This is a genomic window from Gordonia tangerina (assembly GCF_021556435.1).
GTDB classification, from domain to species: Bacteria; Actinomycetota; Actinomycetes; order Mycobacteriales; family Mycobacteriaceae; genus Gordonia; species Gordonia tangerina.
This window is the reverse complement of the sequence record NZ_JAKGCU010000039.1, coordinates 1-22,063: the sequence shown is the minus strand read 5'-3', so window position 1 is coordinate 22,063 and position 22,063 is coordinate 1. Positions and strand designations below refer to the sequence as shown.

General features: G+C 66.2%; 26 protein-coding genes. 13 read left to right on the top strand and 13 right to left on the bottom strand.

Annotation, left to right across the window (positions count from 1 at the left end):
* Nucleotides 1–599: 599 nt before the first annotated feature.
* Entirely contained in the window at nucleotides 600–986 is a 387-nt protein-coding gene (locus tag L1892_RS23580; RefSeq protein ID WP_235726233.1) for a type II toxin-antitoxin system VapC family toxin, read from the bottom strand.
* Nucleotides 983–1,111, bottom strand: coding sequence for a hypothetical protein (locus tag L1892_RS24760; RefSeq protein ID WP_268900619.1), 129 nt, complete (start codon nucleotides 1,109–1,111; stop codon nucleotides 983–985). The genes L1892_RS23580 and L1892_RS24760 overlap by 4 nt, the downstream gene beginning before the upstream one ends.
* A gap of 352 nt (nucleotides 1,112–1,463) precedes the next feature.
* Between L1892_RS24760 and L1892_RS23575 the strand changes: the two genes are divergently transcribed.
* The gene (locus tag L1892_RS23575; RefSeq protein WP_235726232.1) at nucleotides 1,464–1,730 is read left to right on the top strand and encodes a type II toxin-antitoxin system Phd/YefM family antitoxin; all 267 of its coding nucleotides are present in this window, start codon (nucleotides 1,464–1,466) and stop codon (nucleotides 1,728–1,730) included.
* Between the two features lie 16 nt (nucleotides 1,731–1,746).
* Nucleotides 1,747–2,151 (top strand): type II toxin-antitoxin system VapC family toxin, encoded by a 405-nt coding sequence (locus L1892_RS23570; protein ID WP_308191734.1) that lies wholly within the window; start codon nucleotides 1,747–1,749, stop codon nucleotides 2,149–2,151.
* A 157-nt stretch (nucleotides 2,152–2,308) separates the two neighbouring features.
* Here L1892_RS23570 and L1892_RS23565 read toward each other — a convergent pair whose 3' ends face one another.
* From L1892_RS23565 to L1892_RS23550, 4 genes are all read right to left on the bottom strand, one after another.
* A complete protein-coding gene (locus L1892_RS23565) occupies nucleotides 2,309–2,524 on the bottom strand; it encodes a type II toxin-antitoxin system PemK/MazF family toxin (protein WP_235726230.1) in 216 nt (71 codons plus the stop codon).
* Between the two features lie 80 nt (nucleotides 2,525–2,604).
* Nucleotides 2,605–3,003: a type II toxin-antitoxin system VapC family toxin gene (locus L1892_RS23560; RefSeq protein ID WP_235726229.1), complete on the bottom strand. Its 399-nt coding sequence runs from the start codon at nucleotides 3,001–3,003 to the stop codon at nucleotides 2,605–2,607.
* Nucleotides 3,000–3,236, bottom strand: coding sequence for a FitA-like ribbon-helix-helix domain-containing protein (locus L1892_RS23555; RefSeq protein WP_235726228.1), 237 nt, complete (start codon nucleotides 3,234–3,236; stop codon nucleotides 3,000–3,002). The genes L1892_RS23560 and L1892_RS23555 overlap by 4 nt, the downstream gene beginning before the upstream one ends.
* A 128-nt stretch (nucleotides 3,237–3,364) precedes the next feature.
* Nucleotides 3,365–3,979, bottom strand: coding sequence for an LGFP repeat-containing protein (locus L1892_RS23550; RefSeq protein WP_235726227.1), 615 nt, complete (start codon nucleotides 3,977–3,979; stop codon nucleotides 3,365–3,367).
* 243 nt (nucleotides 3,980–4,222) lie between these two features.
* Between L1892_RS23550 and L1892_RS23545 the strand changes: the two genes are divergently transcribed.
* Entirely contained in the window at nucleotides 4,223–5,476 is a 1,254-nt protein-coding gene (locus L1892_RS23545) for a wax ester/triacylglycerol synthase domain-containing protein (RefSeq protein WP_235726226.1), read from the top strand.
* Nucleotides 5,477–5,498: 22 nt separating this feature from the next.
* On the opposite strand, the gene L1892_RS23540 is transcribed toward L1892_RS23545, so the two are convergent.
* Nucleotides 5,499–5,960 (bottom strand): nitroreductase/quinone reductase family protein, encoded by a 462-nt coding sequence (locus tag L1892_RS23540; protein ID WP_235726225.1) that lies wholly within the window; start codon nucleotides 5,958–5,960, stop codon nucleotides 5,499–5,501.
* Between the two features lie 165 nt (nucleotides 5,961–6,125).
* Here L1892_RS23540 and L1892_RS23535 point away from each other — a divergent pair, with 165 nt between their 5' ends.
* Together L1892_RS23535 and L1892_RS23530 are read left to right on the top strand one after the other, a co-directional pair.
* A complete protein-coding gene (locus L1892_RS23535; protein WP_235726224.1) occupies nucleotides 6,126–6,401 on the top strand; it encodes an SHOCT domain-containing protein in 276 nt (91 codons plus the stop codon).
* Nucleotides 6,398–7,870 (top strand): multicopper oxidase family protein, encoded by a 1,473-nt coding sequence (locus L1892_RS23530; RefSeq protein ID WP_235726223.1) that lies wholly within the window; start codon nucleotides 6,398–6,400, stop codon nucleotides 7,868–7,870. The genes L1892_RS23535 and L1892_RS23530 overlap by 4 nt, the downstream gene beginning before the upstream one ends.
* A 30-nt stretch (nucleotides 7,871–7,900) precedes the next feature.
* On the opposite strand, the gene L1892_RS23525 is transcribed toward L1892_RS23530, so the two are convergent.
* Entirely contained in the window at nucleotides 7,901–8,467 is a 567-nt protein-coding gene (locus L1892_RS23525; protein ID WP_235726222.1) for a dihydrofolate reductase family protein, read from the bottom strand.
* Between the two features lie 61 nt (nucleotides 8,468–8,528).
* A complete protein-coding gene (locus L1892_RS23520) occupies nucleotides 8,529–9,065 on the bottom strand; it encodes a putative immunity protein (protein WP_235726221.1) in 537 nt (178 codons plus the stop codon).
* Between the two features lie 103 nt (nucleotides 9,066–9,168).
* Between L1892_RS23520 and L1892_RS23515 the strand changes: the two genes are divergently transcribed.
* The gene (locus tag L1892_RS23515) at nucleotides 9,169–9,942 is read left to right on the top strand and encodes an alpha/beta fold hydrolase (protein ID WP_235726220.1); all 774 of its coding nucleotides are present in this window, start codon (nucleotides 9,169–9,171) and stop codon (nucleotides 9,940–9,942) included.
* A gap of 46 nt (nucleotides 9,943–9,988) precedes the next feature.
* On the top strand, nucleotides 9,989–11,674 hold the full coding sequence (locus L1892_RS23510; RefSeq protein ID WP_235726219.1) for an alkaline phosphatase D family protein: 1,686 nt from the start codon (nucleotides 9,989–9,991) through the stop codon (nucleotides 11,672–11,674).
* Nucleotides 11,675–11,699: 25 nt separating this feature from the next.
* On the opposite strand, the gene L1892_RS23505 is transcribed toward L1892_RS23510, so the two are convergent.
* On the bottom strand, nucleotides 11,700–13,280 hold the full coding sequence (locus L1892_RS23505; protein WP_235726218.1) for an aspartate:alanine exchanger family transporter: 1,581 nt from the start codon (nucleotides 13,278–13,280) through the stop codon (nucleotides 11,700–11,702).
* A 91-nt stretch (nucleotides 13,281–13,371) separates the two neighbouring features.
* Nucleotides 13,372–13,803 carry a PPOX class F420-dependent oxidoreductase gene (locus L1892_RS23500; protein WP_235726217.1) on the bottom strand — a complete coding sequence of 144 codons (432 nt, stop codon included), beginning with the start codon at nucleotides 13,801–13,803 and terminating at the stop codon, nucleotides 13,372–13,374.
* Between the two features lie 140 nt (nucleotides 13,804–13,943).
* On the opposite strand from L1892_RS23500, the gene L1892_RS23495 reads away from it, so the two are divergent.
* Nucleotides 13,944–15,617 carry a cation:proton antiporter gene (locus L1892_RS23495; RefSeq protein WP_235726216.1) on the top strand — a complete coding sequence of 558 codons (1,674 nt, stop codon included), beginning with the start codon at nucleotides 13,944–13,946 and terminating at the stop codon, nucleotides 15,615–15,617.
* Between the two features lie 73 nt (nucleotides 15,618–15,690).
* A complete protein-coding gene (locus L1892_RS23490) occupies nucleotides 15,691–16,029 on the top strand; it encodes a hypothetical protein (protein ID WP_235726215.1) in 339 nt (112 codons plus the stop codon).
* 111 nt (nucleotides 16,030–16,140) lie between these two features.
* Here L1892_RS23490 and L1892_RS23485 read toward each other — a convergent pair whose 3' ends face one another.
* On the bottom strand, nucleotides 16,141–16,587 hold the full coding sequence (locus L1892_RS23485; protein ID WP_235726234.1) for a type II toxin-antitoxin system Rv0910 family toxin: 447 nt from the start codon (nucleotides 16,585–16,587) through the stop codon (nucleotides 16,141–16,143).
* A 77-nt stretch (nucleotides 16,588–16,664) separates the two neighbouring features.
* On the opposite strand from L1892_RS23485, the gene L1892_RS23480 reads away from it, so the two are divergent.
* The 3 genes from L1892_RS23480 (at nucleotide 16,665) to L1892_RS23470 (ending at nucleotide 20,182) form a co-directional block, all read left to right on the top strand.
* Nucleotides 16,665–17,795 (top strand): glutamate--cysteine ligase, encoded by a 1,131-nt coding sequence (locus L1892_RS23480; protein ID WP_235726214.1) that lies wholly within the window; start codon nucleotides 16,665–16,667, stop codon nucleotides 17,793–17,795.
* Nucleotides 17,796–17,834: 39 nt separating this feature from the next.
* On the top strand, nucleotides 17,835–19,550 hold the full coding sequence (ilvD, locus tag L1892_RS23475; RefSeq protein WP_235726213.1) for a dihydroxy-acid dehydratase: 1,716 nt from the start codon (nucleotides 17,835–17,837) through the stop codon (nucleotides 19,548–19,550).
* A gap of 77 nt (nucleotides 19,551–19,627) precedes the next feature.
* Entirely contained in the window at nucleotides 19,628–20,182 is a 555-nt protein-coding gene (locus L1892_RS23470; protein ID WP_235726212.1) for a DUF4334 domain-containing protein, read from the top strand.
* A gap of 27 nt (nucleotides 20,183–20,209) precedes the next feature.
* Here the strand turns inward: L1892_RS23470 and L1892_RS23465 are convergent, their stop codons facing one another.
* Nucleotides 20,210–20,647, bottom strand: coding sequence for a VOC family protein (locus tag L1892_RS23465; protein WP_235726211.1), 438 nt, complete (start codon nucleotides 20,645–20,647; stop codon nucleotides 20,210–20,212).
* Nucleotides 20,648–20,809: 162 nt separating this feature from the next.
* On the opposite strand from L1892_RS23465, the gene L1892_RS23460 reads away from it, so the two are divergent.
* Nucleotides 20,810–21,400 carry an FKBP-type peptidyl-prolyl cis-trans isomerase gene (locus L1892_RS23460; protein ID WP_235726210.1) on the top strand — a complete coding sequence of 197 codons (591 nt, stop codon included), beginning with the start codon at nucleotides 20,810–20,812 and terminating at the stop codon, nucleotides 21,398–21,400.
* The last annotated feature ends 663 nt before the right edge of the window (nucleotides 21,401–22,063 follow it).

Below are 22,063 nucleotides of genomic sequence, written 5' to 3'. Positions count from 1 at the left end.
AGGTGCAGGCAAAATCGTGTCCGCCAACGGGCAGTTTCCTGACCGCCAGTGGGCAGTCCTTATTGGCCGTCAGCGGGCACTTTCGTGACCGCCCATGGGCAGTTTTTCATGTCCGCTGACATTGCGTCGGTGTCGGCGATCCGAGGATTCCTTATCGACGTGCACGACGACGAACCCCGTCAGGGGCGCGGAGAGTGGCGACGTCGTCTTCGTCGCAGAGTGCTGCGGACATCAGGTACGCGCCGGGGTCCATGTCCGGTCGCGACCCGCTCTCGTCTGCCCACGCCGTCAACATGATGGAACACCCTATGGGTCTGGTACGACTCGACAGGGCTCAGGGGACACGCATGCGCGGCTTTCTGAGCCCCACCCCCCTCGCTCAAACGTCACGACTCCGCTCATGTGGCAACCGACCTCGGGGAGGGCGGCAGCGCAGCGCAGCGGAGACGCTGTTTAGTGACTATGGGAGCCGGTCGACCTGCCCCCCGGTCTGATCGGCGTACGCCTGGGCCTCGTCGAGCTCGTCGGCGATGTAGGTGCGGATGCCGGCGGGTTACCAGATGTTCTGCATATTGGGTTGCTACCCAACGGTTTTCGCATCACGCATTGGCAGCAGGTATGCCGCGTTTTGTAGCTTCCGCGGCCAGTGCGTGGTCGAAGGTGGCGAGGTTTGCGTGGTGTCGTACCGCGACGTCAAGAACGCAGCAGTCGCGCAACTTCAGCCCACTGCTGGCACGCAGTTCGGCTAGTCGTAGTGGTTCCCCTTTATCGTGAGGCGCGACCGTGATTCCGGCGGCATGGATGTCATCGCGCATCGTCGCACCCTGTCCTATCCGGACGCCGCTGACCAGTACTTCCGCCATTGTGATCATGTGCACCAGCATCTCCCCGGGCGTGCCGGCCAGGAGAACTTCGGTGGCCGCTCGATGATGCGGATCGGCTGGATTCAAATGAGCGATGAGCACACTCGCGTCCACTGCAATCACGCCGGCCAGTCCGCTCTCAGCTCGGTGAGATAGTCCGGACCGAATGCCTCGGCGTAACGCCCTGCGCTGGCCAGCACCGCAGATCGATGGGCGTGGTTGTCGGCGGACTCGTCATTCGCGAGCATTTCGCCCCCCGCCTCGACAAGTCGCACGAGCAGGCGTGATCGGGGCTCTCCGGGCCATCGTTTCGCTGCCCTGTCTAAGGCGAGAGCAACCGTCGGTGTCTCTGTTACCTGATATCGGGGGCGTGTCGTCGGCATGCCGCAAGTGTACCACCCTGCGGGCAAGTGGTACACCGAGCTGATCGGCTACGGCTGGGAATAGGCAGGAATCGAATATGCAGTACAGAGGGATTCAAGTTCCGGACCACCACCACTCCCGGCGTTGCGCTGCCACGTCGCGCATCGCATCAATCGCGGACCAGAAACGCCATCGGCGAGCCTCTACCCCGTGCCATACCGTGCTATCCTGTAGCACATGAGTGCGCCGCGCGAAGTAAGCCAACGCGACCTCCGCATGCGTTCCAAAGAGATCATGGACGCGGTGGAGTCCGGCGATTCCTTTACGGTTACCCGCGACGGCCGTGGGATAGCGGAACTCGTCCCCCTACGTCGACGACGCAGCTTTGTTTCCCGCACAGAGTTCGCCCGCGGCTCGGTGTCGGCTCCATTGATTGATGTAGAGAAGTTCCGATCTGATCAGGACCGCGTATACGACGGAACGTTGAGCGACCCGTATGCCTGACGAAGTACGGCGGGGGTTGCTCGACACCAACATCTTGATTCTTCGCCACGCAATCGACCCTGCCAAACTGCCGGACGAGATGGCAATCAGTGCGATCACCTTGGCTGAGCTCTCCGCCGGCATACACCTGGTAATTGGCGACGACCCACAGGCCTCCGACGAACGCGCACGCCGCGCCGATGTTCTCCAGCGCGTCGAGAACGAGTTCGACCCCATACCGTTCGGCGCCGACGCTGCTCGCGCATTCGGCCGCATCAGCGCCGCGGTCCAAGCTCGTGGAAGAACGCCACGGAGACGAGTAGCGGACCTCATGATCGCATCTGTGTCGACCGCAGCCGGGCTCCCCCTCTACACCACCAACCCCAACGACTTCGAAGGCTTGGACGGCATCGTTCGCGTCATACCCGTGAGTCGCCCCTGAAACTGGCCTCAGCTCGAGTCTCTATTCGACACGGTCCAGCGAACATGCAGCAACCGAATATGCAGGGTTACCGTTAACCGCTGTCTATTGCGTTGCGGTGCACCGGGATTAAGTCGGACCCCCTTCCGCCGACATTGAGCTGCCACTTCGGATCGCGTCATCGCGCGAGTCCCAGAAACGCCATCAGCGAGCGTTCGACTTCCACGAGCTGTTCGGACGTCAGCCGGCCAACGCGCGTCAGCACATTCGTCCGCCGCACGGCGGTGAGCTTGTCGACCATCACGTCGGTGTCCCGTTCGAGACCTGAGATCGCGTCACGTTCGCCTGGGATACGAATCCGCAGCAACGGCGCCTCGATGAGCCGGCTCGGCAAGTGGCGATGACGCCCGGCCGTCCTACGAACGTGCGCGTCGCGCCGAACTCGATGAGCCGGTCCTGACGAATCCGTCGACGTCAGGGAATCTTCACCTCACACCGCAGACCCGTCGCCCTGCCAATGCGCCGGTCAAGAGTGACGAGCGGGGCACCTGCCAGTTCGGCGACGGCGACATAGCTGGCGTCGCACCCGGACAGATTGCTGCGCAATTCCCACACCCGCGAACCGAGAAGTTCGTACGGCCACTGCTCTATCGAGAGGTCGAGCAGATCCCCGTGGGCCTGCACCGCCTGGTCGGCGCTGACGAATCCGGCCGCTTCTTGTCTCCGAATGATGTTGCTCGCTTCAAACATCACCAGCTGCGGTGCGAGCAAGCGTGTGCCGGACAACTGCTCGACCGCCCAGCGACCGTCCGGACCGTCGTCGAGCAACAGCGCCACGAGGGCCGAGGCGTCACACACGGCGTCGATGGTCACCGTCGGTCCGCATCTCGCGCGTCGAGGATCGCGGCGGCGTCCACCCGCACGCCGGTTGCGCCGACCCGCGCCCGCGCCCGCGCAATGACATCATCGACCGGCGGACGTGACGCAGACTCGATCAGCATGCCGCGCAAGTATTCCTGCAACGATTTGCCGGCCCGCGCAGCCCGCGCTGCGAGTTCATCTCGTACCGCGTCTGGCACGTCGCGAACGGTGATGACCACACCCATGCAGCTATAATAGCTGCATCGCTTGCAATATGCAGCTAGCTGCACAATCCGCGCCTCGGAGTCCGTCCGGAAGACGAGCAGTTCCTGGCGGGCAACGACCGGCGAACAGGGCTCACTCGCGCGGCGGTCTACCTCAGGCCCGCCGGCACGACCTTTCCGTTGACGGTCACGGTGACCTCTCCGGTCGCGGTGTTCTCGGTGACCTTGCCGTGCTCAAAAGTCACCTCTTGTACGTCACCGTCAGCGGTCAGATCGGTGACGGGAACACCGAGAGGTCCAGGCGAACCGTTCTTCCCGGTGAGGGACGGAGTGCCATCCGGGGCACGCTCGGTGTTCCACGCGTCCCGGATCCCGCCCGACGTGACGACGTACGCCGGAGTCCCTGGGCTGTCGTTCTTCGCGATGATCACGCCGCCGTGGAACTGTTGAAACACGACGCCACTCTCGCGCGTGCCCGCGTTGTGATCACCGGTCAGCGGCATTCCGAGCGCCTCCTTCTGAGCGTCTGTCGCCGACGCGTACTTGATTGCGATCGGGCCGGTCAGTGTCACCTCGATGTCCTGGTCCCCCATCATCGTCACATCGGTGGGCTCAGCCTGGGCAGCCGACTCCACGACCGCGGCCGACGAGGCCGGTGACACCGCATCGTCCGTCGTATCGTCGCCACCGCACGCAGCGGCGATCAGCGTGACCGCACAAAGTCCGGCGACGAATGTGGTCCGGCGATAAACGAACTGCCTCATGCATTCCTCTCGAGCGCTGACATGAAACCGATCCGGCACGCACGCAGACCGGGCATCCTGTTCGACTGTATTGGTGTGCGCGACGACCCGCAGGTGTACCGATTGCGTCCCAACAACAGACGGGTCCTCGCTCAGAAGCTGCCGGAGACTGCTGCACACGTCTCGTACCGATCACCTCCGTACCTCAAGGACCGACGACGCATTCCTGCCGTGGCGATCACCCCGGTCGGGGACAATCGAGATGTGAGTGAGCCTCGTTCACCGCTCGACGCGATGATCGCACCGGCCGACATCGCGAATCTGGTGTTCGACTCCGCGGACCGCGTCAACGCCTTCGCGCTGGCCGGTCGATTGGGTCCGGGCGGATTCGTTCAGTCAGACGGCAGCATCGATCTCGACCGCGCCCGCGACATCTTCATTCACCGAGCACTGCGCGTGCCGCAGCTGCGGCAGGTCGCCGACACCGCGGGGCGGGTGTGGCGTTGGCGGGACGCGACTCTCGACCCCGCCCAGCACATCCGCGCAGTCGACGCATCGAACCTCGAAGACCTGTGCGCGGACCGTATGTCGATTCGGCTCGACCGCGCACATCCGCTCTGGGAGATACTGCTGGTGCCGCACCTCGAGATCGGATGTGCCGGCATTCTCATCCGTATCCATCACGCGGTGGCCGACGGGCTGGCCGCAGCACTGATGCTCGCCGCACTTGCCGACACCGATGGCCCCGTCATCGAAACCGCCCGCGCGGGTGTGCGTCCGACGCCGGGCGCCGAAGACACCGACGCTCGGCAACGTCTGGGGCAACTCTGGCGCGTGATCTCCGGGTCACGCGTGCCCGGTCGCAGCGCATTGCTCGGCGACACCGATGGTCCGCGCGCGATCCGTTTCGCCGGTATCGATCTGGCCGCATTTCACGCCGGCACGCAGGCTGCGCACGGCTCGGTCAACGACGGCGTGCTGGCCGCGGTCGCCGGCGCGCTGTCGACCACCCTGCATGCACTCGGTGAAAACCCGCCGTCGTCTGTCACCGTCTCGGTTCCGGTGGCACTCGCGGCGCGGGCCGGCCAGGGCAACGCGATCGGGTCCGCCATGGTGCCCCTTCCCCTGAGCATCGACGACCCAGCAGAGCGAATTCGCGCCATCCACCCCGGCGCGGTGACGGCCATCGCCGACGCTCGACTGGCGGGCGAGTTCCCGCCGGTCCAGAGCAGATGGATGATGCGTCAGTTCGTCCGCTACAGCCGCCACCAACGGAAAGTCGGTCTGGTCACCAGCAACGTCCATGGCCCGGCGAGCCCCTTGTGCTTCGACGGCGCACCGCTTGTCGACATGCACGCCGTCGGAACACTCGGCGGCAACGTCCGCATCAGCATCGTCGCGGCCTCGTATGCGGGCACATTGTCCTTCGCCGTCCACACCGCAGCCGCCATACCAGCGGACATCCTGCATGCGTCGCTCACCGACGAACTCGATGCCATCGCAAGGCTTGCCCGATGACCGATCGGCGTCCGGGCCGAGCTCAACCGTCGGCTGCCACCAGCCGGAAGATCGGCGGCACCCGCCCGAGCCGACGCTCGTAGCGGTCGTAATCGGGTGCGAGCGTCAGTATCCAGCGCCACCGCTGTTCGGCGTCGTCCGCCGAGAGCAGCTCGGCGCGCAAACGCAGTCGGCGGCCGTACAATTCGCCGACGAGGGCCGGATCGGCACACAGATTGTGGTACCAGCCCGGCGGACTCCCCAACCCACTGTTCGCCGCGACGACGAACAACTCGGTTCCGTCCTCGAAGACCTGAACCAGCACAGTGCGGGCACGGCCCGACCGGCGGCCGGTGGTGGTCAACACGATGGCGCGTCGGCGCCACAACGAGGTGATCCGGCCGCCGGTACGCCGGTACAGCCACACCCCGAAGCCCACCGACCTCGTGTCGAGCGCGTGTTCGAACCGCGTTGCGCGCTTCTCGGACCACACATGAAGTGACATGACTCCATCACAGTCCGCTCACCGACACCGGACCAGAGGCGTTGGTCACTGCTGGTGCACGCGGCGATATACCTTCGACGCGTACGGTTGACATATACCCCCTTGGGTATGCAGGGTGGGTCCGCACACCTGCGGTACACATCGAGAACGAAAGGAAGCCGGGCAATGATGGGAAGTTCAGGCGGAATGGGTTTCGGAATGGGGTGGATCTGGATGATCCTGATTCTCGCCGGTTTCGGCGTACTCGTGTATCTCGCGTTCCGACTCCTACGGCGCGACAACCGGCCGCCGACCGACCACACCACCGGTCCGGCCGAGGTTCCACCGACCGGCGCGAACTCCGAGAAATCCGCGGAGAAGATCCTCGAGGAGCGCTATGCCCGCGGTGAGATCGACACCGACGAGTTCAACGCCCGCCTGCGCGTCATCCGGGACCGATGAGCGAACCGATCACTCGCCGCAAAGCTCTCACGCTGGGCGCACTCGGGATCGGCGCGATCGCCGCGGGAGCCACCGGCCTCGTCGTCACGCAATCCTCGGACGACACGACAGTGGGCGACCCGGGCGAGGCATGGATCGAGCCACCGGTACTCACCTCCGAGAACGGTGTCCTCGAGATGGACCTCGACGTCGCCGAGACCGACGTGACCGTCGGTGGGGCCACGGTGCGAATGCTGACCTACAACGGGTCGGTACCCGGACCTACGCTCCACCTTCGGCCGGGTGATCGCCTGCGAGTGCACCTACGCAACTCACTCGACCGCCCCACGAATCTGCACACCCACGGGCTGTCGGTGTCGGCAACCGGCAACAGCGACAACCCGTTTCTGCGGATCGGTCCCGGCGGCACCTTCGACTACGAGATCGACCTGCCCGACGACCATCCTAGTGGTGTCTGCTGGTATCACCCGCATCACCACGGCACGGTGGCAGCTCAGTTGTTCGGCGGTCTGTACGGCGCGATCATCGTCGACACCGAGGACTGGGCCACCGCTGCGCCGCGTGTCGTGATCGTCTCCGACACGACCATCACCGATGGCCGGGTCGCCGACGTCTCGCAAATGGACCGGATGGCTGGTCGTACCGGCGAGTCCCTGCTGACGAACGGTCGGATCGGCCCGGTACTCCGCGCACCCGCCGGCAGCAGCGAACGACTCCTGCTGATCAACGCATGCTCCAGCCGATACCTAGACCTTCAGCTCGGCGGTTTCGACGCCCAGGTACGCGGTCGGGACTCGACTCGGCTGCCGTCACCGGCGGCCACCGATCGCCTACTTCTCGCCCCCGGTAATCGCGCCGATGTCGTCGTCACCGTCGGATCGTCGTCGGCCGACCTGATCGCCGCCGCCTTCGACCGCGGCCAGATGGGAATGGGCATGATGGGCGGCCAGTCCACAACCGCTCCCGAGGCCACGGTGTTGTCGGTGGTACCGGATGCCCAGGCGCCGGCACCCGTCGTCGCCGAGGTGGCGCCCACTCCCCTGCCCGACCTCCGCAGCCGCGCAACCGTTGCCACCCGCACCCTGACGATGAGCATGGGCGGCTTGGCCGGCGGTGGCGGGGGCATGGGAGGTGGCGGCATGGGGATGCGGTTCGTCATCGACGGGCAGGCGTTCGACCCTGATCGCATCGACCAGTCCGTGCGCATCGGCACCGTCGAAGAATGGACGATCGTCAACCAATCCCCCATGAATCATCCTTTCCATCTGCATATCTGGCCGATGCAGCTGATTCGTGCGGCTGGTGCGGACATTTCTGGCGTGGAGTTCCGCGACGTCATCGACGTTCCGGCCCGGCAGTCGGTCACCGTACGGATCGCCTTCGACCGCTTTCCGGGCAACACGGTGTACCACTGCCACATCCTCGATCACGAAGACCTGGGGATGATGGGCGTGGTTCAGGCCCGGTGAGACCCGGTCCGACGCACCCGCTGCTGTCAGTCAGGGCGAGGCCGCTCCGCCGCTCGCCGGCACATAGGTCAACGCCGTTGCCCCGCAGGCATATTCGGTTCGCCCGACGAGTTCCAAGTCGACTGCTGCCGGCAAACCCTCGAACAGCCTCCGCCCCGTCCCGACCACGCGTGGATGCACCACGAACTCGTACTCGTCGATCAGGCCGAGTTCCGCCAAGGCCTGCGGCAGGGCGACACCGCCGGTCAGGATGCCCTCCCCCGGTTCGTCCTTGAGCCGTCGGATCTCGTCGGCCAGATTCCCGCGCAGCAGCTCGGCATTCCAGTCGACATGCTCCAATGTGGCCGACACCACGTATTTCTTCGCCGAGCTGATCGTCTCGGCAAACGCGTCCATCCATTCCGGCCGAGTGCCCGGCGGGACGGGGTATCGCCACCCGTCCTCCATCAGCTGGTAGGTCACCCGCCCGAACAAGAGTGCGTCGGCACGCGCCAGGTTGTCGGCCGCGCGACGGTGCAGCTCGTCGTCCGGGAGGATCTCTCGGTGATCACAACAGCCGTCGAGTGTGATGTTGATGGAATACCGCAGGGGTCGCACGATCAGTCCTCCCGGTCGACGAGTGTCGTTACATCAGAATGACCGAGTCGGCAGGCGAAACTCATCGCACATCCCACGACTCGTGGTGATCGAACACCGACCAGCAGATGTCATTACGCAGCCGCTGGTCGTCGAGCACCAGGTCGCGGACGGCCTCGGGCAGGCGGGCCCGCTGCCAACCGCACTCCGCGTGGCCGGCATCTTCCTGACTGCCGTGAGGTGCCGCAGCCTGCGCCGCTTTGATTGCGTAAGCGGCCGCACCCAATTCGTGGGCGGCCACATGCGCCACCACCCCGGCCTGCCCGGCGGCGAACGCCGCATGCCGCGCCGGCCCACGCAGCACCCGCGCCGCGGCCATCGCATGCCCTCCGGCCGCACGCGCATCCGACATCCGGATCTTCCCGCGCGCCCACGCCCGGATCCCGGCAATCGCCGTTCGTGGCCGCGGATCGTCCGGCTGCACCGCCTCGAACAGATCGAGAACATGCTCGGCGCAGTCCGCGGCCCACAGAGCCAGGAGGTGATGATAGTCGTCGGTCAGAACGCCGCCACGCCGGATGGTGATCAACCGGGGATCGCGCTCTGACGACAGGATCATGCGCTCATTGTCGCCCCATCATGGACCACCGGACACCGATGAATTGTGCACGCTGCTCATGTCATACCCAACGATGTCCACGATCGAGCCCAACGGAGGACCGATGACCATCGAACTGCACCACGAGACCTTCGGCACGCAGACCGGGCATACGGCCGTCCTCCTGGTTCACGGAGGAGCGGGCACGATTCAATCGCACTGGGGTGCGGCGATTCCTCTGCTCGCCGCAGATCGCCTCGTGGTCGGCGTCGAACTGCAAGGCCACGGCCACACACCACATTCGTCGCGCGCCTACACCTTCGAGAACTCGGCAGACGACATAGCCGCACTGGTGCATGCCCTCGAGCTTCCCCGCGTCGACATCATGGGCTTCAGCAATGGAGGCCCCACCGCGCTGCGCTTCGCCATGCGGCACGCCGACCTCGCCAACCGCACCGTGGTGGCCTCCGGGTTTTACCGCCGCGACGGGTTCATCGACGGGTTCTGGGACGGGTTCGCCGATCAGACGATCGACTCCGTCCCCGGCGCGTTGGTCGACGCCTACCGGGCCCTCAACCCCGACCCCGACGATCTGCAGCGAATGTTCGATCTCGATGTCGCGCTCATGTGCGGTTTCCGGGACTGGGACGACGCCGAGCTGGCCGGCCTGCGGGGACCAGTGCTCTACGTCAGCGGTGACCAGGACGTCGTCGTGCCCCAGCACACCCTCCGCATGGCGCAGGCAACGCCCGGCGGTCGAGCGCTGATCGTGCCCGGCGGACATGGCGACTATCTCGGCAGCACCGACTCCGGACCCGCAGACCAGGACCTCACCCGGGCGTGTCTCACGCTGATGCGCCGATTCCTCGACGAGCCGGCCAATCCCACACTCGTGTGAGCCTCGGTCACCGGAAGTTCTCAGCGATTCCACCTAGGCTTGTTCGATGGCTCTAGTTCTCGGACCGGTCCTCCGCCACGTCTCGGCGACCTCAGCGTTGGTGTGGGTTCAGACCGAACATGCCGCCGACGTGGAGATACTCGGCTGCCGAGCCCGAACGTTCGAGGTCCACGGCTGCCACTTCGCGCTCGTCGTCGTCGACGGCCTCACCCCGGACTCGATCACGCCCTACGAGGTGGCGGTCGACGGCACCGTGCAGTGGCCCGAACCCGACACAGGTTTCCCACCGAGCGTCATCCGTACCCGCGGTCCACGATCGGCGGACCGCAACCGCATCGTCTTCGGTTCCTGCCGCTTCCCCCGGACCGACGACCCGAAGCTCGACGCCGAGCTGGGTGTTGACGCACTCGACTCGTACGCGGCGCGACTGGCCGGTCTCCCCCACGACCAGTGGCCCGACGCACTGCTCCTGCTGGGCGACCAGGTGTACGCCGACGAACTCACACCGCATGCGCGGCGCAATCTCACCGGCCGACGGAGCACCGGGAGCACCACGACAGGAAGCACCGGCGACCGCCCCGAGGACGAGGTGGTCAGCTTCGACGAGTACGCCGGCCTGTACCGCCATACGTGGGGCGATCCCGAGATCCGCTGGATCCTCTCCACGGTGCCGACCGCGATGATCTTCGATGACCACGACATTCGCGACGACTGGAACACGTCTGCGGCATGGCGAGAGCAGATCAACCGTGAGCCATGGTGGCGAGAGCGGATCCGTGCGGGTCTCGTCTCGTACTGGGTCTATCAACACATCGGCAACCTCACTCCTGCCACCCTTGCCGCGGATCCGGAGTACCAGGCAGTCATCGCCGCCGACGGCGATTGCTGGGACCAGCTCGTAGACCTCGCCGACCGCGCCGACACCGAGGTCGACGGACGTAAGGGCCTGCGGTTCAGCTTCCGCTGGGACCTCGGGCGCGGACGTCTCATCATGGTCGATTCGCGCAACGGCCGGGTGTTTGCCGACGGGAAGCGGAAAATGCTCAGCGACAACGAGTTCGACTGGCTCGATGAGCAGATGCACGAGCGCCCCGAAGACGTCGATCATCTGATGATCGGCTCGTCACTGCCATGGTTGCTGCCACCCGTCCTGGGCGACGCCGAGACGGTGAACGAGATCGCCGCAGAACGCCCCGGTATTCGGGGCCGGATCGCCGAGAACATCCGGCAGGCAGCCGATCTCGAGCACTGGCAGGCGTTCGGTCACTCGTTCGAACGGCTCACCTCGCTGATTCGTGACCTGGCCGACCGCTCGTCGCCTGCGCCGGCGACGATCACGGTGTTGTCCGGCGACGTCCATCACAGCTACGCCGCCCGCGTGGACTTTCCCGCCCCGGTGCAGTCCGCTGTGTATCAGCTCGTCTGCTCGCCGGTGCACAACAAGGTGCCCGCCTACGTCAAACCGATGTTCATCGCCGGATGGTCGTCATGGGTTGCGCGCATGACCCGACGGTGGGCGCGATACCGTGGCGCAGCGGCACTGCCGATGACCTGGACGAAGGTGAACGGACCGATCTTCGGCAACACGATCGCCACCCTCGACTTGTCCGGCCCTTCGGCACGGGCGATCTTCGAGCAACCCGACGACGACGGCGAACTGACCACGGCGTCGGACATCGCACTGACCAAATCGACGATGCCCGCCCCGACCACCGAGGCGGCCACCGGCTGACACCCGACCAGGTTCCTGGTCGCGATCAGAAATACACCACCATCATCTGGGCGATGAACACCTTGATGATCATGCTGACCGGGAAGAGCACCGCGTAGCCCAGCGCCACCCGTTGATCGGGCACCTTGCCCATCGCGTACGCGTAGGGCGCCGGGTTGAGTTGCGAACCGGTCAGACCGCCGAGCGCGCGGGCGGTGCCGTACTGCAGCAACGACCGCAGCGCGAATACACAGATCAGTGCGTGCGCCGCCGAAATGGCGACGCCGAGCAGGACCAACTGCAGTCCATCGTCGGCGAGTGCGTCCACCAGCCCTGACCCGGCACCGGTGCCGACCGCCACCAAGAACACCATCAGGGTGAACTGGTTGAGCGTGTTCGACACGTTGCCCGGCAACGTCCAGACGATGGGACCCGTCCGGCCCAACGCCCCGAGCACCACACCGGCGATCAGCGGCGCCGTCGCCGTTCCGAGCACCAATGTCCCGCCGCCGGGCATCGGGATCTCCACGAACGCCAGAACGAGACCGATCGTCAGACCGAGCCCGAGCCCAATCGGATTGATGTCACCGGCGGTCCGTTCGGAGTCCCCGAGATCGGCGGCCACGTCGGCCAGACGGTCGCGTGGCGCGGTCACCCGCAACCGATCCCCGGTCTGCAACACCAGATCGGGAGTCGCGATCAGATCGACGTCGCCGCGGCGCACCCGACTGACGACGGCGTCGAACCGCTCCTCGAGACGCAATTCGTGTAGCTGCCGGCCCGCGTGGGTGCGGTTGGACATAATGATTCGACGGAAATCGATGTCGGACCGGTCCCGCCAGAACTCGTCACCGGTCTGGCGTCCGAGATCGGTCACCAACGCGTCGACGACGTCCTCGCGGGCGGTGACCGTGAGCAGATCTCCGGCCTTGAGTTGTTCGGCGTCATGAGCGACGACCGTGCTCCCGTCGCGGGTCAATCGCGACACCACCGCGTCGTAGCGTTCGCCGAACCCGTGCACGGTCAGATCCGGCTCCCCCACGATCTCCAGGGTGCGGATCACGATGGGCGCGATTTTCTCCCGGTCTTCGGCGGTGGGCCGGCGTCGGCCCGCGCCGATCAGATAGGCACACGCCAGGATCGTCAGCAGCACCGTGATCGGATAGGCCACCGCGTACCCGATTGCGGGTTCCGGCGGGATCTCGCCGCCGTCGGCGAGTTGCTGCTGAACCGCACCGAGCGCGGCCGTCGCGGTGCCCGCCCCCGCGAACGCACCGGCGATGGTCCCGATGTCGAAACCGAGTGCCTTGCCCAGACCGAGAGCGGTGCCCGCCATGGCGATGATCGCCACGACCGACACCAACACGGGTTTCCAACCGGTGCGCAACGCGCGGACGAATGATGGTCCCGCGGCGATGCCGACCATGTAGCAGAAGACGCACAGCGACAGGTTCGTGACGATCTGCGGTAGGGCGACGTCTTCATCGATCGCCGATAGCGCGAGCGCCACGAACAGAGCACCGGCCGGACCGAAGGACACCGGCCCGAACGGGATCCGGCCGATCAGCGCCCCGACGCCGACACAGAAGAAGAGAGTGAGTAACGGACTGTCCACGAACCACTGCATCGGATCTCCTGGGTAAGGCAGGTCGCGTGCTGTCGTGAGTCACTCTAATGTGCCGATCGGTATGGTCACGGGGATTCGTCGCGGCTGATCATCACCGCAGTTTGGCTCCGTAGACGTGCGAGACCTTCAACACCATCAGCACGCGACGGTCGGCGACCATCACCTCGCGGTACTCGTCCCAGTCGGGATGTTCCCCGGCTCCGAGACGGTAGTACTCGACGAGCGCGTCGACCTCCGCGGAGTCGGGGGCATCAGCGGGTCCGAGCAACGTCACCTGCCCCTCCGCCGTCGCCCAGGTGTATCCGTCGGGTCCGGTGAACTCGACCGCGGCCCGCGGGTCTCGGCGCAGATTGGCGGTCTTGGCCCGACCCTCGGTCATCGAGACATAGATGGTGTCGTCGTCGCGGTCATAGACGCACGTCACCGGAGACAGTTGCGGGAGACCACTGCCCTTGATGGTTGCCAGGATGCCGATCCGGGTCTCGGCGATCAGGTCACGGGGATCGAAGTCGTGTTCGGTCATGTCATGGGCAACCAGTGTTCGGGGCGGGCCATTCCGGTCGGGCGGCACGCTCGCCGGCAACTCGTTGCGTCGGGGTGACGCGCCCGGTCCGGTTGCCGAGTTAGGTTTAGGGACAGAGTGTCGGACGGAAGAGTTTCAGCGTGGGGGAACCGCACGACTTCGTGCTGATCGCAGGCATCCTGGCCATCGCGGCGGTTGCCGGCCTGCTGGCGACCAAGTTGCGTCAACCGATGATCGTGGCGTTCATCGGCGTCGGCATCCTGGTGGGGCCCACCGGTACCGGTTGGGTCACCACCAACGAGACCATCGATCTGTTGGCCCGCCTCGGCATCGCGATCCTGCTGTTCCTGGTCGGTCTGCGCCTGGACATGAACCTCATCCGGACCACGGGGCCGGTGGCGCTGATCACCGGCATCGGACAGGTGGTGATCAGCGGCGTCGTGGGTTATCTGCTGGGCCTCGCGTTCGGGATGTCCGCTGTCGCCTCCTTCTATGTCGCGATGGCCCTGACGTTCTCGTCGACGATCATCATCGTCAAACTCCTCTCCGACAACCGCGAGATCGAGCAGTTGCACGGCCGAATCGCCGTAGGCCTGCTGATCGTGCAGGATCTCGTCGTCGTGGTCGTGATGATCGCCATCAACGCGTTCGGCCACGACACCGACGACCCCATGGTGGTGAGTGTGGCGCTGGTGCTGGCCAAGGGCATCGGGCTACTGGTCGGGATCGCACTGCTGATGCGATTCGTCTTGCCCTGGCTGCTCCATCAGGTGGCGAGGTCCCAGGAACTGCTGGTGCTGTTCGGCGTCGCCTACGCCATCGCACTCGCCGCCGGAACCGAGGCGCTCGGCTTCAGCTCCGAGGTCGGTGCCTTCCTGGCCGGGGTGTCGCTGGCCGCCACGCCCTACCGCGATGCGCTCGGCGCCCGACTGGTGAGTCTGCGCGACTTCATGCTGCTGTTCTTCTTCCTCGACCTCGGCGCCGGGCTGAATTTCGCCGATGCTTCGGGTCGCATCGCAGAGATCGTGGTCCTGTCGCTGTTCGTGCTGATCGGCAAACCGTTGATCATCATGATCCTGATGGCTGTGCAGCGATATCCGCCGGAAGTCGGCTTCATGACCGGGCTACCGCTGGGGCAGATCTCCGAGTTCTCCCTCATCCTCGCCGCGCTCGGCCTCGGACTGGGACACATCACCGACACCACGTCGAGCGTGATCACCGTCGTCGCCCTCGTCACGATCGGCGGATCGACGTATCTGATCCTGTTCTCCCACCGGCTCTACCGGTATCTCGAACGGTGGCTGGGAATTCTGGACCGCTCCCCGAAGCGACATCAACCACCCGATGGCACCGAACTCGACGTCGACGCCATCCTGTACGGGCTCGGCCGATTCGGCCGTCACATCGCCGACGAGTTCAGCGCCGCCGGACACCGGGTGCTCGCCGTCGATTTCGACCCCCACCGGCTCGCCGCCAACTCGCGCCCGGGCGTGACATCGGTGTACGGCAGTGCCTCAGATCTGCATTTCCTGGAAACACTGCCGCTCACGCGGGCCCGCTTCATCATCAGCACGATCCCGACGATGGACGCCAATCATGCGCTGCTGCACGCCCTTCGCCATCACGGCTACACCGGTCACGTGGTGATGACCGCACACCATCCGCACGACGCCGAGCAATTGCGCGCTGCCGGCGCCGACATCGTGCTGGAACCCTTCTCGCTGGCCGCCGAGGCGACCACCGACATCCTCGATCACCTCATCACCGGTGACCGGGGCCGGGACTTGGACGACGATCCCCGCGACGAGCGGTGATCAGACGCGGGCAACCGGACGTCGGACCTGATTAGGCTGGCGGCGCGACACCAGCCCAACCGAGAGGAGCGTCATGCCCGGTCTTCGTGCCGTACTCATCGCTGGAACCGCCGGAGCCTTCGCCACCAACGCGATACCGCACCTCGCCCATGCGGTCACCGGCAAACCGTTCCCGACACCGTTCGCCGACCCGCCGGGGGTGGGCGATTCCTCTCCGGCGCTCAACCTGGTGTGGGCGTCGATGAATGCGGCCGCGGCGACCGGCCTGCTGTATACGGGACGTGCGCGTCTGTCGGATCCGACATTCATCGGGGTGGCCGGCACCAGTGCTGTCATTTCGGCGGTGGCACTGCGGCGCTACTTCGCACAGGCTCGCACCACCGGAAACGCAGGAGGCAACAACCGACCATGAGCGGCACGATCACTGTCTCGCTGGGTCGTGCGGAACTGGACATCCGCCAGCGCCGGGAAGTGGCGAGCATCCACGGGGCGGGTGGGACCGACAATTGAGCCGCGAGCCCGCTCAGCGCCCCTCCGGCGTCCCACCCAGCTGAGCCAGATTCTCGATGGATTCACGTACGTCGGACTCCATCATGCGAGCTACCAACCGGCCCACCGGACCATTGAGCAGTCCGCCCCGCAACGCCGCGTTCAGACTGAAGCGGGATCCGGCGTCGACCTCGTCGACCCGCATCGTGAGATCGATGTGGACACCGCCCCGACCCGTACCGGACAGCGCGATCGCGGTGGGTTCCTCGTAGCAGGTGACCTGCCAGTGGATGACATTGCGAAAGCCCTTGACCTTGATCAGCGAAGAGACCTCGGTTCCCTCGTCGATCTCGTCGGGGACCTCACTCTTCCAACCTCCGAAAATCGTCATCCACTCCGAGAACCGGTGCAGATCGGAGGCCAACTGCCACGCTTCCTCCGGGGTCATCTCCGATCGGATGCCGACGTCAACTGCTGCCACGCGTACCTCCCCTTCGTCGTATCCGTGCTTGTCGGCGTGCAGAATCCGCCCGGTCACCTCGACCGTAGGATTGTGTGATGGGTCCCGCCGACGCCTCGACCACCGACGGTACCGACTCCACCGCGGTGCCGACGATCGGTGTGGAGGAGGAGTTCATCCTGGTCGACAGGTCCACCGGTCATCCGGTGGGGCGTAACCGCGAGGTGGCCGAGGCAGCTGCACGTCGCGGCGTGCGGCTGGATCTGGAGCTGACGACCTGCCAGGTGGAGATCGCGACGTCGGCGTGTTCGACGAGTCGACAGGTACTCGCCGAACTGCGACAGCTGCGGTCGGTCGTGTCGGCCGCCGCACATGAAGTGGGCGTTGGCGTCATCGCGACCGGCGTGCCACCGACGGTGCCCGATGCCTTCCCGATCACCGACACCGAGCGATACCGGCGCATCGGCGAACACTTCGGCATGCTCGCCCACGAGCAGGGCATCTCCGGCTGTCACATCCACGTCGGGGTCGTCGACCGCGACGTCGCCGTCGGCGTCAGCAACCATCTGCGACGGCGACTTCCGGTGCTACTCGCGCTGTCGGCCAATTCGGCGATCTACCGCGATGCCGACACCGGGCACGCCAGTTGGCGGTCGGTGCTGTGGAACCGGTGGCCGGCGTCGGGTCCGCCCCCGCACCTGCGTTCCCGGCAACATTTCGAACAGCTCGTCGACATGTTCGTGTCCTCGGGAGCCATCCTCGACGACCACATGGTCTATTGGGACATCCGGCCGTCGGATCATCTGCCGACGGTCGAGGTCAGAATCGGCGACGTCCAGCAGTCCGCGGCCGACGCCGCAGCCCTCGCCACGATCGTGCGGGCACTGGTGATGACGGCGACCGTCGACCTTGCCGCCGGTCGGGCCGCACCTGAGATCGACGCCGCGGTCCTCTCCGCAGCACTCTGGAAGGCGGCCCACGACGGTATCGACGGTGACGGGATCGATGTATTGACGCAGCGGCCCGCAGCCGCACGCGACATGGCCGCCGGGCTCATCGACGACATCGACCCGAGTCTGGGAACCCTCGGGGACCGCGATCAGATCACACAGTATGTGGCCCGCCTGGCTCGGCACGGTAACGGCGCCACCCGGCAGCGTGCTCAGTTTTCCGCACACACCCGCGGATCAGCGGTCGTGGAGGCCGCCATGCGCGCTTTCACCGAGTGACGCCACCGATCACCCGACCACAGCACTAGGGTTGCGGTCATGACCAAGCCAACTCAGCCCGACACCGACATCGACATCAAGCCACGTAGTCGCGACGTCACCGACGGGCTCGAGAAGACCGCAGCGCGTGGCATGCTGCGCGCCGTCGGGATGGGCGATGACGACTGGGTCAAACCGCAGATCGGCGTCGGCTCGTCGTGGAACGAGATCACCCCGTGCAATCTCTCCCTCGACCGCCTCGCGAAGGCCGTCAAGGAAGGGGTGCACGCCGCCGGCGGGTATCCGCTGGAGTTCGGGACGATCTCGGTGTCCGACGGCATCTCCATGGGCCACGAGGGTATGCATTTCTCGCTGGTGTCACGCGAGGTGATCGCCGACAGCGTGGAGACCGTGATGAACGCCGAACGTCTCGACGGCTCGGTGCTGCTCGCCGGCTGCGACAAGTCGCTGCCCGGCATGTTGATGGCGGCGGCCCGGCTCGATCTGGCGAACGTGTTTCTCTACGCCGGTTCCACGATGCCGGGTTACGCCACCCTGTCCGACGGGGCCGAACGGCAGGTGACGATCATCGATGCCTTCGAAGCGGTCGGCGCGTGCGCACGCGGATTGATGAGCCGGGAGGACGTCGACACCATCGAGCGCGCGATCTGTCCGGGTGAGGGCGCCTGCGGCGGAATGTACACGGCGAACACGATGGCAAGTGCCGCAGAGGCATTGGGAATGTCGCTACCGGGCAGTGCCGCTCCCCCGGCCCCAGATCGACGTCGCGACCGCTACGCACGCGAGAGCGGCGAGGCGGTGGTGCGGATGCTTCGCCGCGGGATCACCGCGCGCGACATCATGACCCGCGAGGCGTTCGAGAACGCCATCGCGGTGGTCATGGCGTTCGGCGGGTCCACCAACGCGGTGCTGCATCTGCTCGCCATCGCCAATGAGGCCGAGGTTCCGCTCTCGCTCGACGACTTCGCCCGCATCGGCGCCAAGGTGCCGCACCTGGCCGACGTCAAACCGTTCGGCCGTCATGTGATGACCGATGTCGACCGGATCGGCGGTGTACCCGTCGTGATGAAGGCGCTGCTCGACGCCGACCTCCTGCACGGCGACTGTCTCACGGTGACCGGCGAGACCGTCGCCGCGAACCTCGCCGACATCGCTCCTCCCGACCCCGATGGTTTGGTGTTGCGCGCCACCAGCGAGCCCATTCATCCCACCGGCGGGATCACCATCCTCAAGGGGTCACTCGCGCCGGAGGGCGCCGTGGTGAAGTCGGCCGGTTTCGACTCCGACGTCTTCGAGGGGGTCGCGCGGGTCTTCGACCGTGAACGGGCCGCGATGAACGCCCTCGAGGACGGCACGATCACCGCCGGCGACGTCGTCGTGATCCGCTACGAGGGCCCCAAGGGCGGACCCGGTATGCGCGAGATGCTTGCCATCACCGGGGCGATCAAGGGCGCCGGCCTGGGCAAGGATGTGCTGCTGATGACCGACGGCCGATTCTCCGGCGGCACCACCGGCCTGTGTGTCGGGCATGTGGCTCCCGAGGCCGTCGACGGTGGACCCATAGCGCTGGTGCGCGACGGCGACCGGATCCGCCTCGACGTGGGCACGGGCACGCTCGATCTGCTGGTCGACGCGGACGAATTGGCGCAGCGAGCCGACGACTTCGCGCCGCTACCTCCGCGCTACACCCGCGGAGTGCTGGCGAAGTACTCGAAGCTGGTGACCTCGGCATCGGAGGGCGCTGTCTGCCGGTGACCCACCGCCGTCCGACCGAGCCCACATGACGTTGACACACGATGGTGAACCTGTGCCTTGGTGCGTACGATCGGCACATGCACCTGACCGAGCTGATGGACACCGTTCCGTCCAACACGGCCGACGCACTCGACCTCTTCGACGCATCCCCCGCCGTCGAGACCGATTTCATGATCGGCACGTGGCGTGGCGCGGAACTGCCGACAGATCACCTGATGGACGGTTTGCTGGCCGCGAGCGGGTGGTGGGGCAAACAGTTCGTCGACGCCGAGACCGTGCATCCGCTGCTGTTTCCCACCCCCGACGGCCAGGCGCTCTGGCCGATGAATCCGGCCCTCGCGTTCAGCGGGGTGCCGCTGGCAGCGCAGGCGCCGTCGATCAAGACGCTGTCGTTCGCGAAACCCATTGCCGCCACGCGACTGCTGTGGCGAGCCCGTTCCGCCAAGGCGCGTCTGCGCACCACGCGGTACCGCGGTGTGGACACCGCAACGATGCTCTACGACCAACTGCCGATCAATGACGTGTTCCGGCGACTCTCGGATGAGGCGGTGCTGGGAGCAATGGATCTGAAGGGAGCTGATCGCCCCTACTTCTTCGTCCTACGTCGCGACGGGTCCCTGCCCGTCCGCTGACGCGCAAACCGATGAGCGGGCCCGAGTTCAGTCGAGGCAGAACTCGTTGCCTTCGGGGTCGGCCATCACGATGTGGCCACCCTGCAATGGTGGCGCCGGTTCGTGCCGCGCGATGCGCGCGGCCCCCAACTCCAGCAACCGGGCACACTCGGCTTCCAGCGCCGCCATCCGCTCGGCGCCCACGAGGCCGGGTGCCGCACGCACATCGAGGTGCAGCCTGTTCTTGACGACCTTGGCCTCGGGGACACGCTGGAAGAACATCCGCGGCCCATCGCCATCGGGGTCCACGATGCCCGACGCGTCGTTGCGTCGATCCGGCGCAACCCCGAGGGCGTCGAGGGCCGCATCCCACGAATCGAACCCGGGCGGCGGGCTCTGCACCTGGTAGCCCAACACCGCACTCCAGAACTCCGCCAGCCGACCCGGGTCGGCGCAGTCGATCGTCACCTGGATATCCCGGGACATGTCTGCCTCACTTCCCACGAGTGTTCATCCGCGGACCGCTGCATCGCACGTCCGCGCGCCTGACCGCCACCGGCCGGCGAGTCGGGCCAGTGTCTCCATCCTGCCCGGTCACCCGGACAGCCGGTGTCCGTTATTGCCGACTCGGTCGGTAGCGTTGCGGACATGTTCACGGTGCGCCGAGCGGCGCTGGCCTCTACCCTGCTGCTGACCCTGGCGCTGAGCGCCTGCAACTCCACCGACGACACCGCAGCCGAGTCGTCCGGGCAGGCGGCGGCGAGCACCGTCGCGGTGACGACCTGTCCCTCCAGCACTCCCGACGCGTCCGCGACGCCGGCGTGGGAGTTCGACGGTGCGACCGGCGCCATCGCGGTGACCGCTCCGACCGAAGATGCCGCCCCCGCCGTCGAGGTCACCACACCGTTCTCGGTCGACGAGACCACCGTGCAGACACTGGTGCCCGCGTCCGGCGCCATCGTGGAGGACACCGCCACCGTCTCGGTGTGCTACCTCGGCGTCAACGGTCGCGACGGCTCGGTGTTCGACAGCAGCTACGAACGCGGTACACCCGCGGAGTTCCCGCTGGACGGGGTGGTGACCGGCTTCCAGAAGGCCATCGCCGGCCAGAACGTGGGCGCCGCCGTTGCGGTCGCGATGACCTCGGCGGACGGCTACCCGGAGGGCAACCCGCAGGCCGGTATCGAACAGGGCGACACCCTGGTGTTCGTCATCCAGATCCTCGGCGCCGAAGGCTGATCGGCCACCGAGCACCGAGATGATGGTCTAACCGAAGCGCTAGCCGAGCGTCACCACTCGGTCCCTGCGGAGCGAGGCGCTAGCCGAGCGTCACCACTCGGCCCCTGAGGAGCGAGGCGCTAGCCGAGCGTCACCACTCGGCCCCTGAGGAGCGAGGCGCTAGCCGAGCGTCACGAAGGGCCCTTCGTGACGGCCTCCGCAAGCTCCGGGCCTCCTCAGGGAACGGTCGCGGGTTCCCGTGCGTCTGTGGCGCCGAGCCCAACTTGGTCCCTGAGGAGCGAGGCGCTAGCCGAGCGTCACCACTTGCTCCCTGAGGAGCGAGGCGCTAGCCGAGCGTCACCACTTGCTCCCTGAGGAGCGAGGCGCTAGCCGAGCGTCACGAAGGGCCCTTCGTGACGGCCCTCCGCAAGCTCCGGGCCTCCTCAGGGAGCGGTGGCGGGTTCCCGTGCGTCTGTGGCGCGGAGCCCAACGTGCTCCCTGAGGAGCGAGGCGCTAGCCGAGCGTCACGAAGGGCCCTTCGTGACGGCCCTCCGCAAGCTCCGGGCCTCCTAGTAATTCCTTGAAAGGTGTGAGAGCCGAGACATCCTCCTGATGTGGTCGAGGGGCTTGGTATCCCAAATCACATCAAGGAGGATGTCGTGTCTCACGGTAGTCGATTGAGTC

Coding starts and splice junctions, on each gene's coding strand:
- L1892_RS24760 (WP_268900619.1), bottom strand. CDS start 1,111: ATGCTCGCGAATGACGAGTCCGCCGACAACCACGCCCATCGATCTGCG.
- L1892_RS23575 (WP_235726232.1), top strand. CDS start 1,464: ATGAGTGCGCCGCGCGAAGTAAGCCAACGCGACCTCCGCATGCGTTCC.
- L1892_RS23555 (WP_235726228.1), bottom strand. CDS start 3,236: ATGGGTGTGGTCATCACCGTTCGCGACGTGCCAGACGCGGTACGAGAT.
- L1892_RS23550 (WP_235726227.1), bottom strand. CDS start 3,979: ATGAGGCAGTTCGTTTATCGCCGGACCACATTCGTCGCCGGACTTTGT.
- L1892_RS23540 (WP_235726225.1), bottom strand. CDS start 5,960: ATGTCACTTCATGTGTGGTCCGAGAAGCGCGCAACGCGGTTCGAACAC.
- L1892_RS23535 (WP_235726224.1), top strand. CDS start 6,126: ATGATGGGAAGTTCAGGCGGAATGGGTTTCGGAATGGGGTGGATCTGG.
- L1892_RS23530 (WP_235726223.1), top strand. CDS start 6,398: ATGAGCGAACCGATCACTCGCCGCAAAGCTCTCACGCTGGGCGCACTC.
- L1892_RS23520 (WP_235726221.1), bottom strand. CDS start 9,065: ATGATCCTGTCGTCAGAGCGCGATCCCCGGTTGATCACCATCCGGCGT.
- L1892_RS23515 (WP_235726220.1), top strand. CDS start 9,169: ATGACCATCGAACTGCACCACGAGACCTTCGGCACGCAGACCGGGCAT.
- L1892_RS23510 (WP_235726219.1), top strand. CDS start 9,989: ATGGCTCTAGTTCTCGGACCGGTCCTCCGCCACGTCTCGGCGACCTCA.
- L1892_RS23505 (WP_235726218.1), bottom strand. CDS start 13,280: ATGCAGTGGTTCGTGGACAGTCCGTTACTCACTCTCTTCTTCTGTGTC.
- L1892_RS23500 (WP_235726217.1), bottom strand. CDS start 13,803: ATGACCGAACACGACTTCGATCCCCGTGACCTGATCGCCGAGACCCGG.
- L1892_RS23490 (WP_235726215.1), top strand. CDS start 15,691: ATGCCCGGTCTTCGTGCCGTACTCATCGCTGGAACCGCCGGAGCCTTC.
- L1892_RS23480 (WP_235726214.1), top strand. CDS start 16,665: ATGGGTCCCGCCGACGCCTCGACCACCGACGGTACCGACTCCACCGCG.
- ilvD (WP_235726213.1), top strand. CDS start 17,835: ATGACCAAGCCAACTCAGCCCGACACCGACATCGACATCAAGCCACGT.
- L1892_RS23470 (WP_235726212.1), top strand. CDS start 19,628: ATGCACCTGACCGAGCTGATGGACACCGTTCCGTCCAACACGGCCGAC.
- L1892_RS23465 (WP_235726211.1), bottom strand. CDS start 20,647: ATGTCCCGGGATATCCAGGTGACGATCGACTGCGCCGACCCGGGTCGG.
- L1892_RS23460 (WP_235726210.1), top strand. CDS start 20,810: ATGTTCACGGTGCGCCGAGCGGCGCTGGCCTCTACCCTGCTGCTGACC.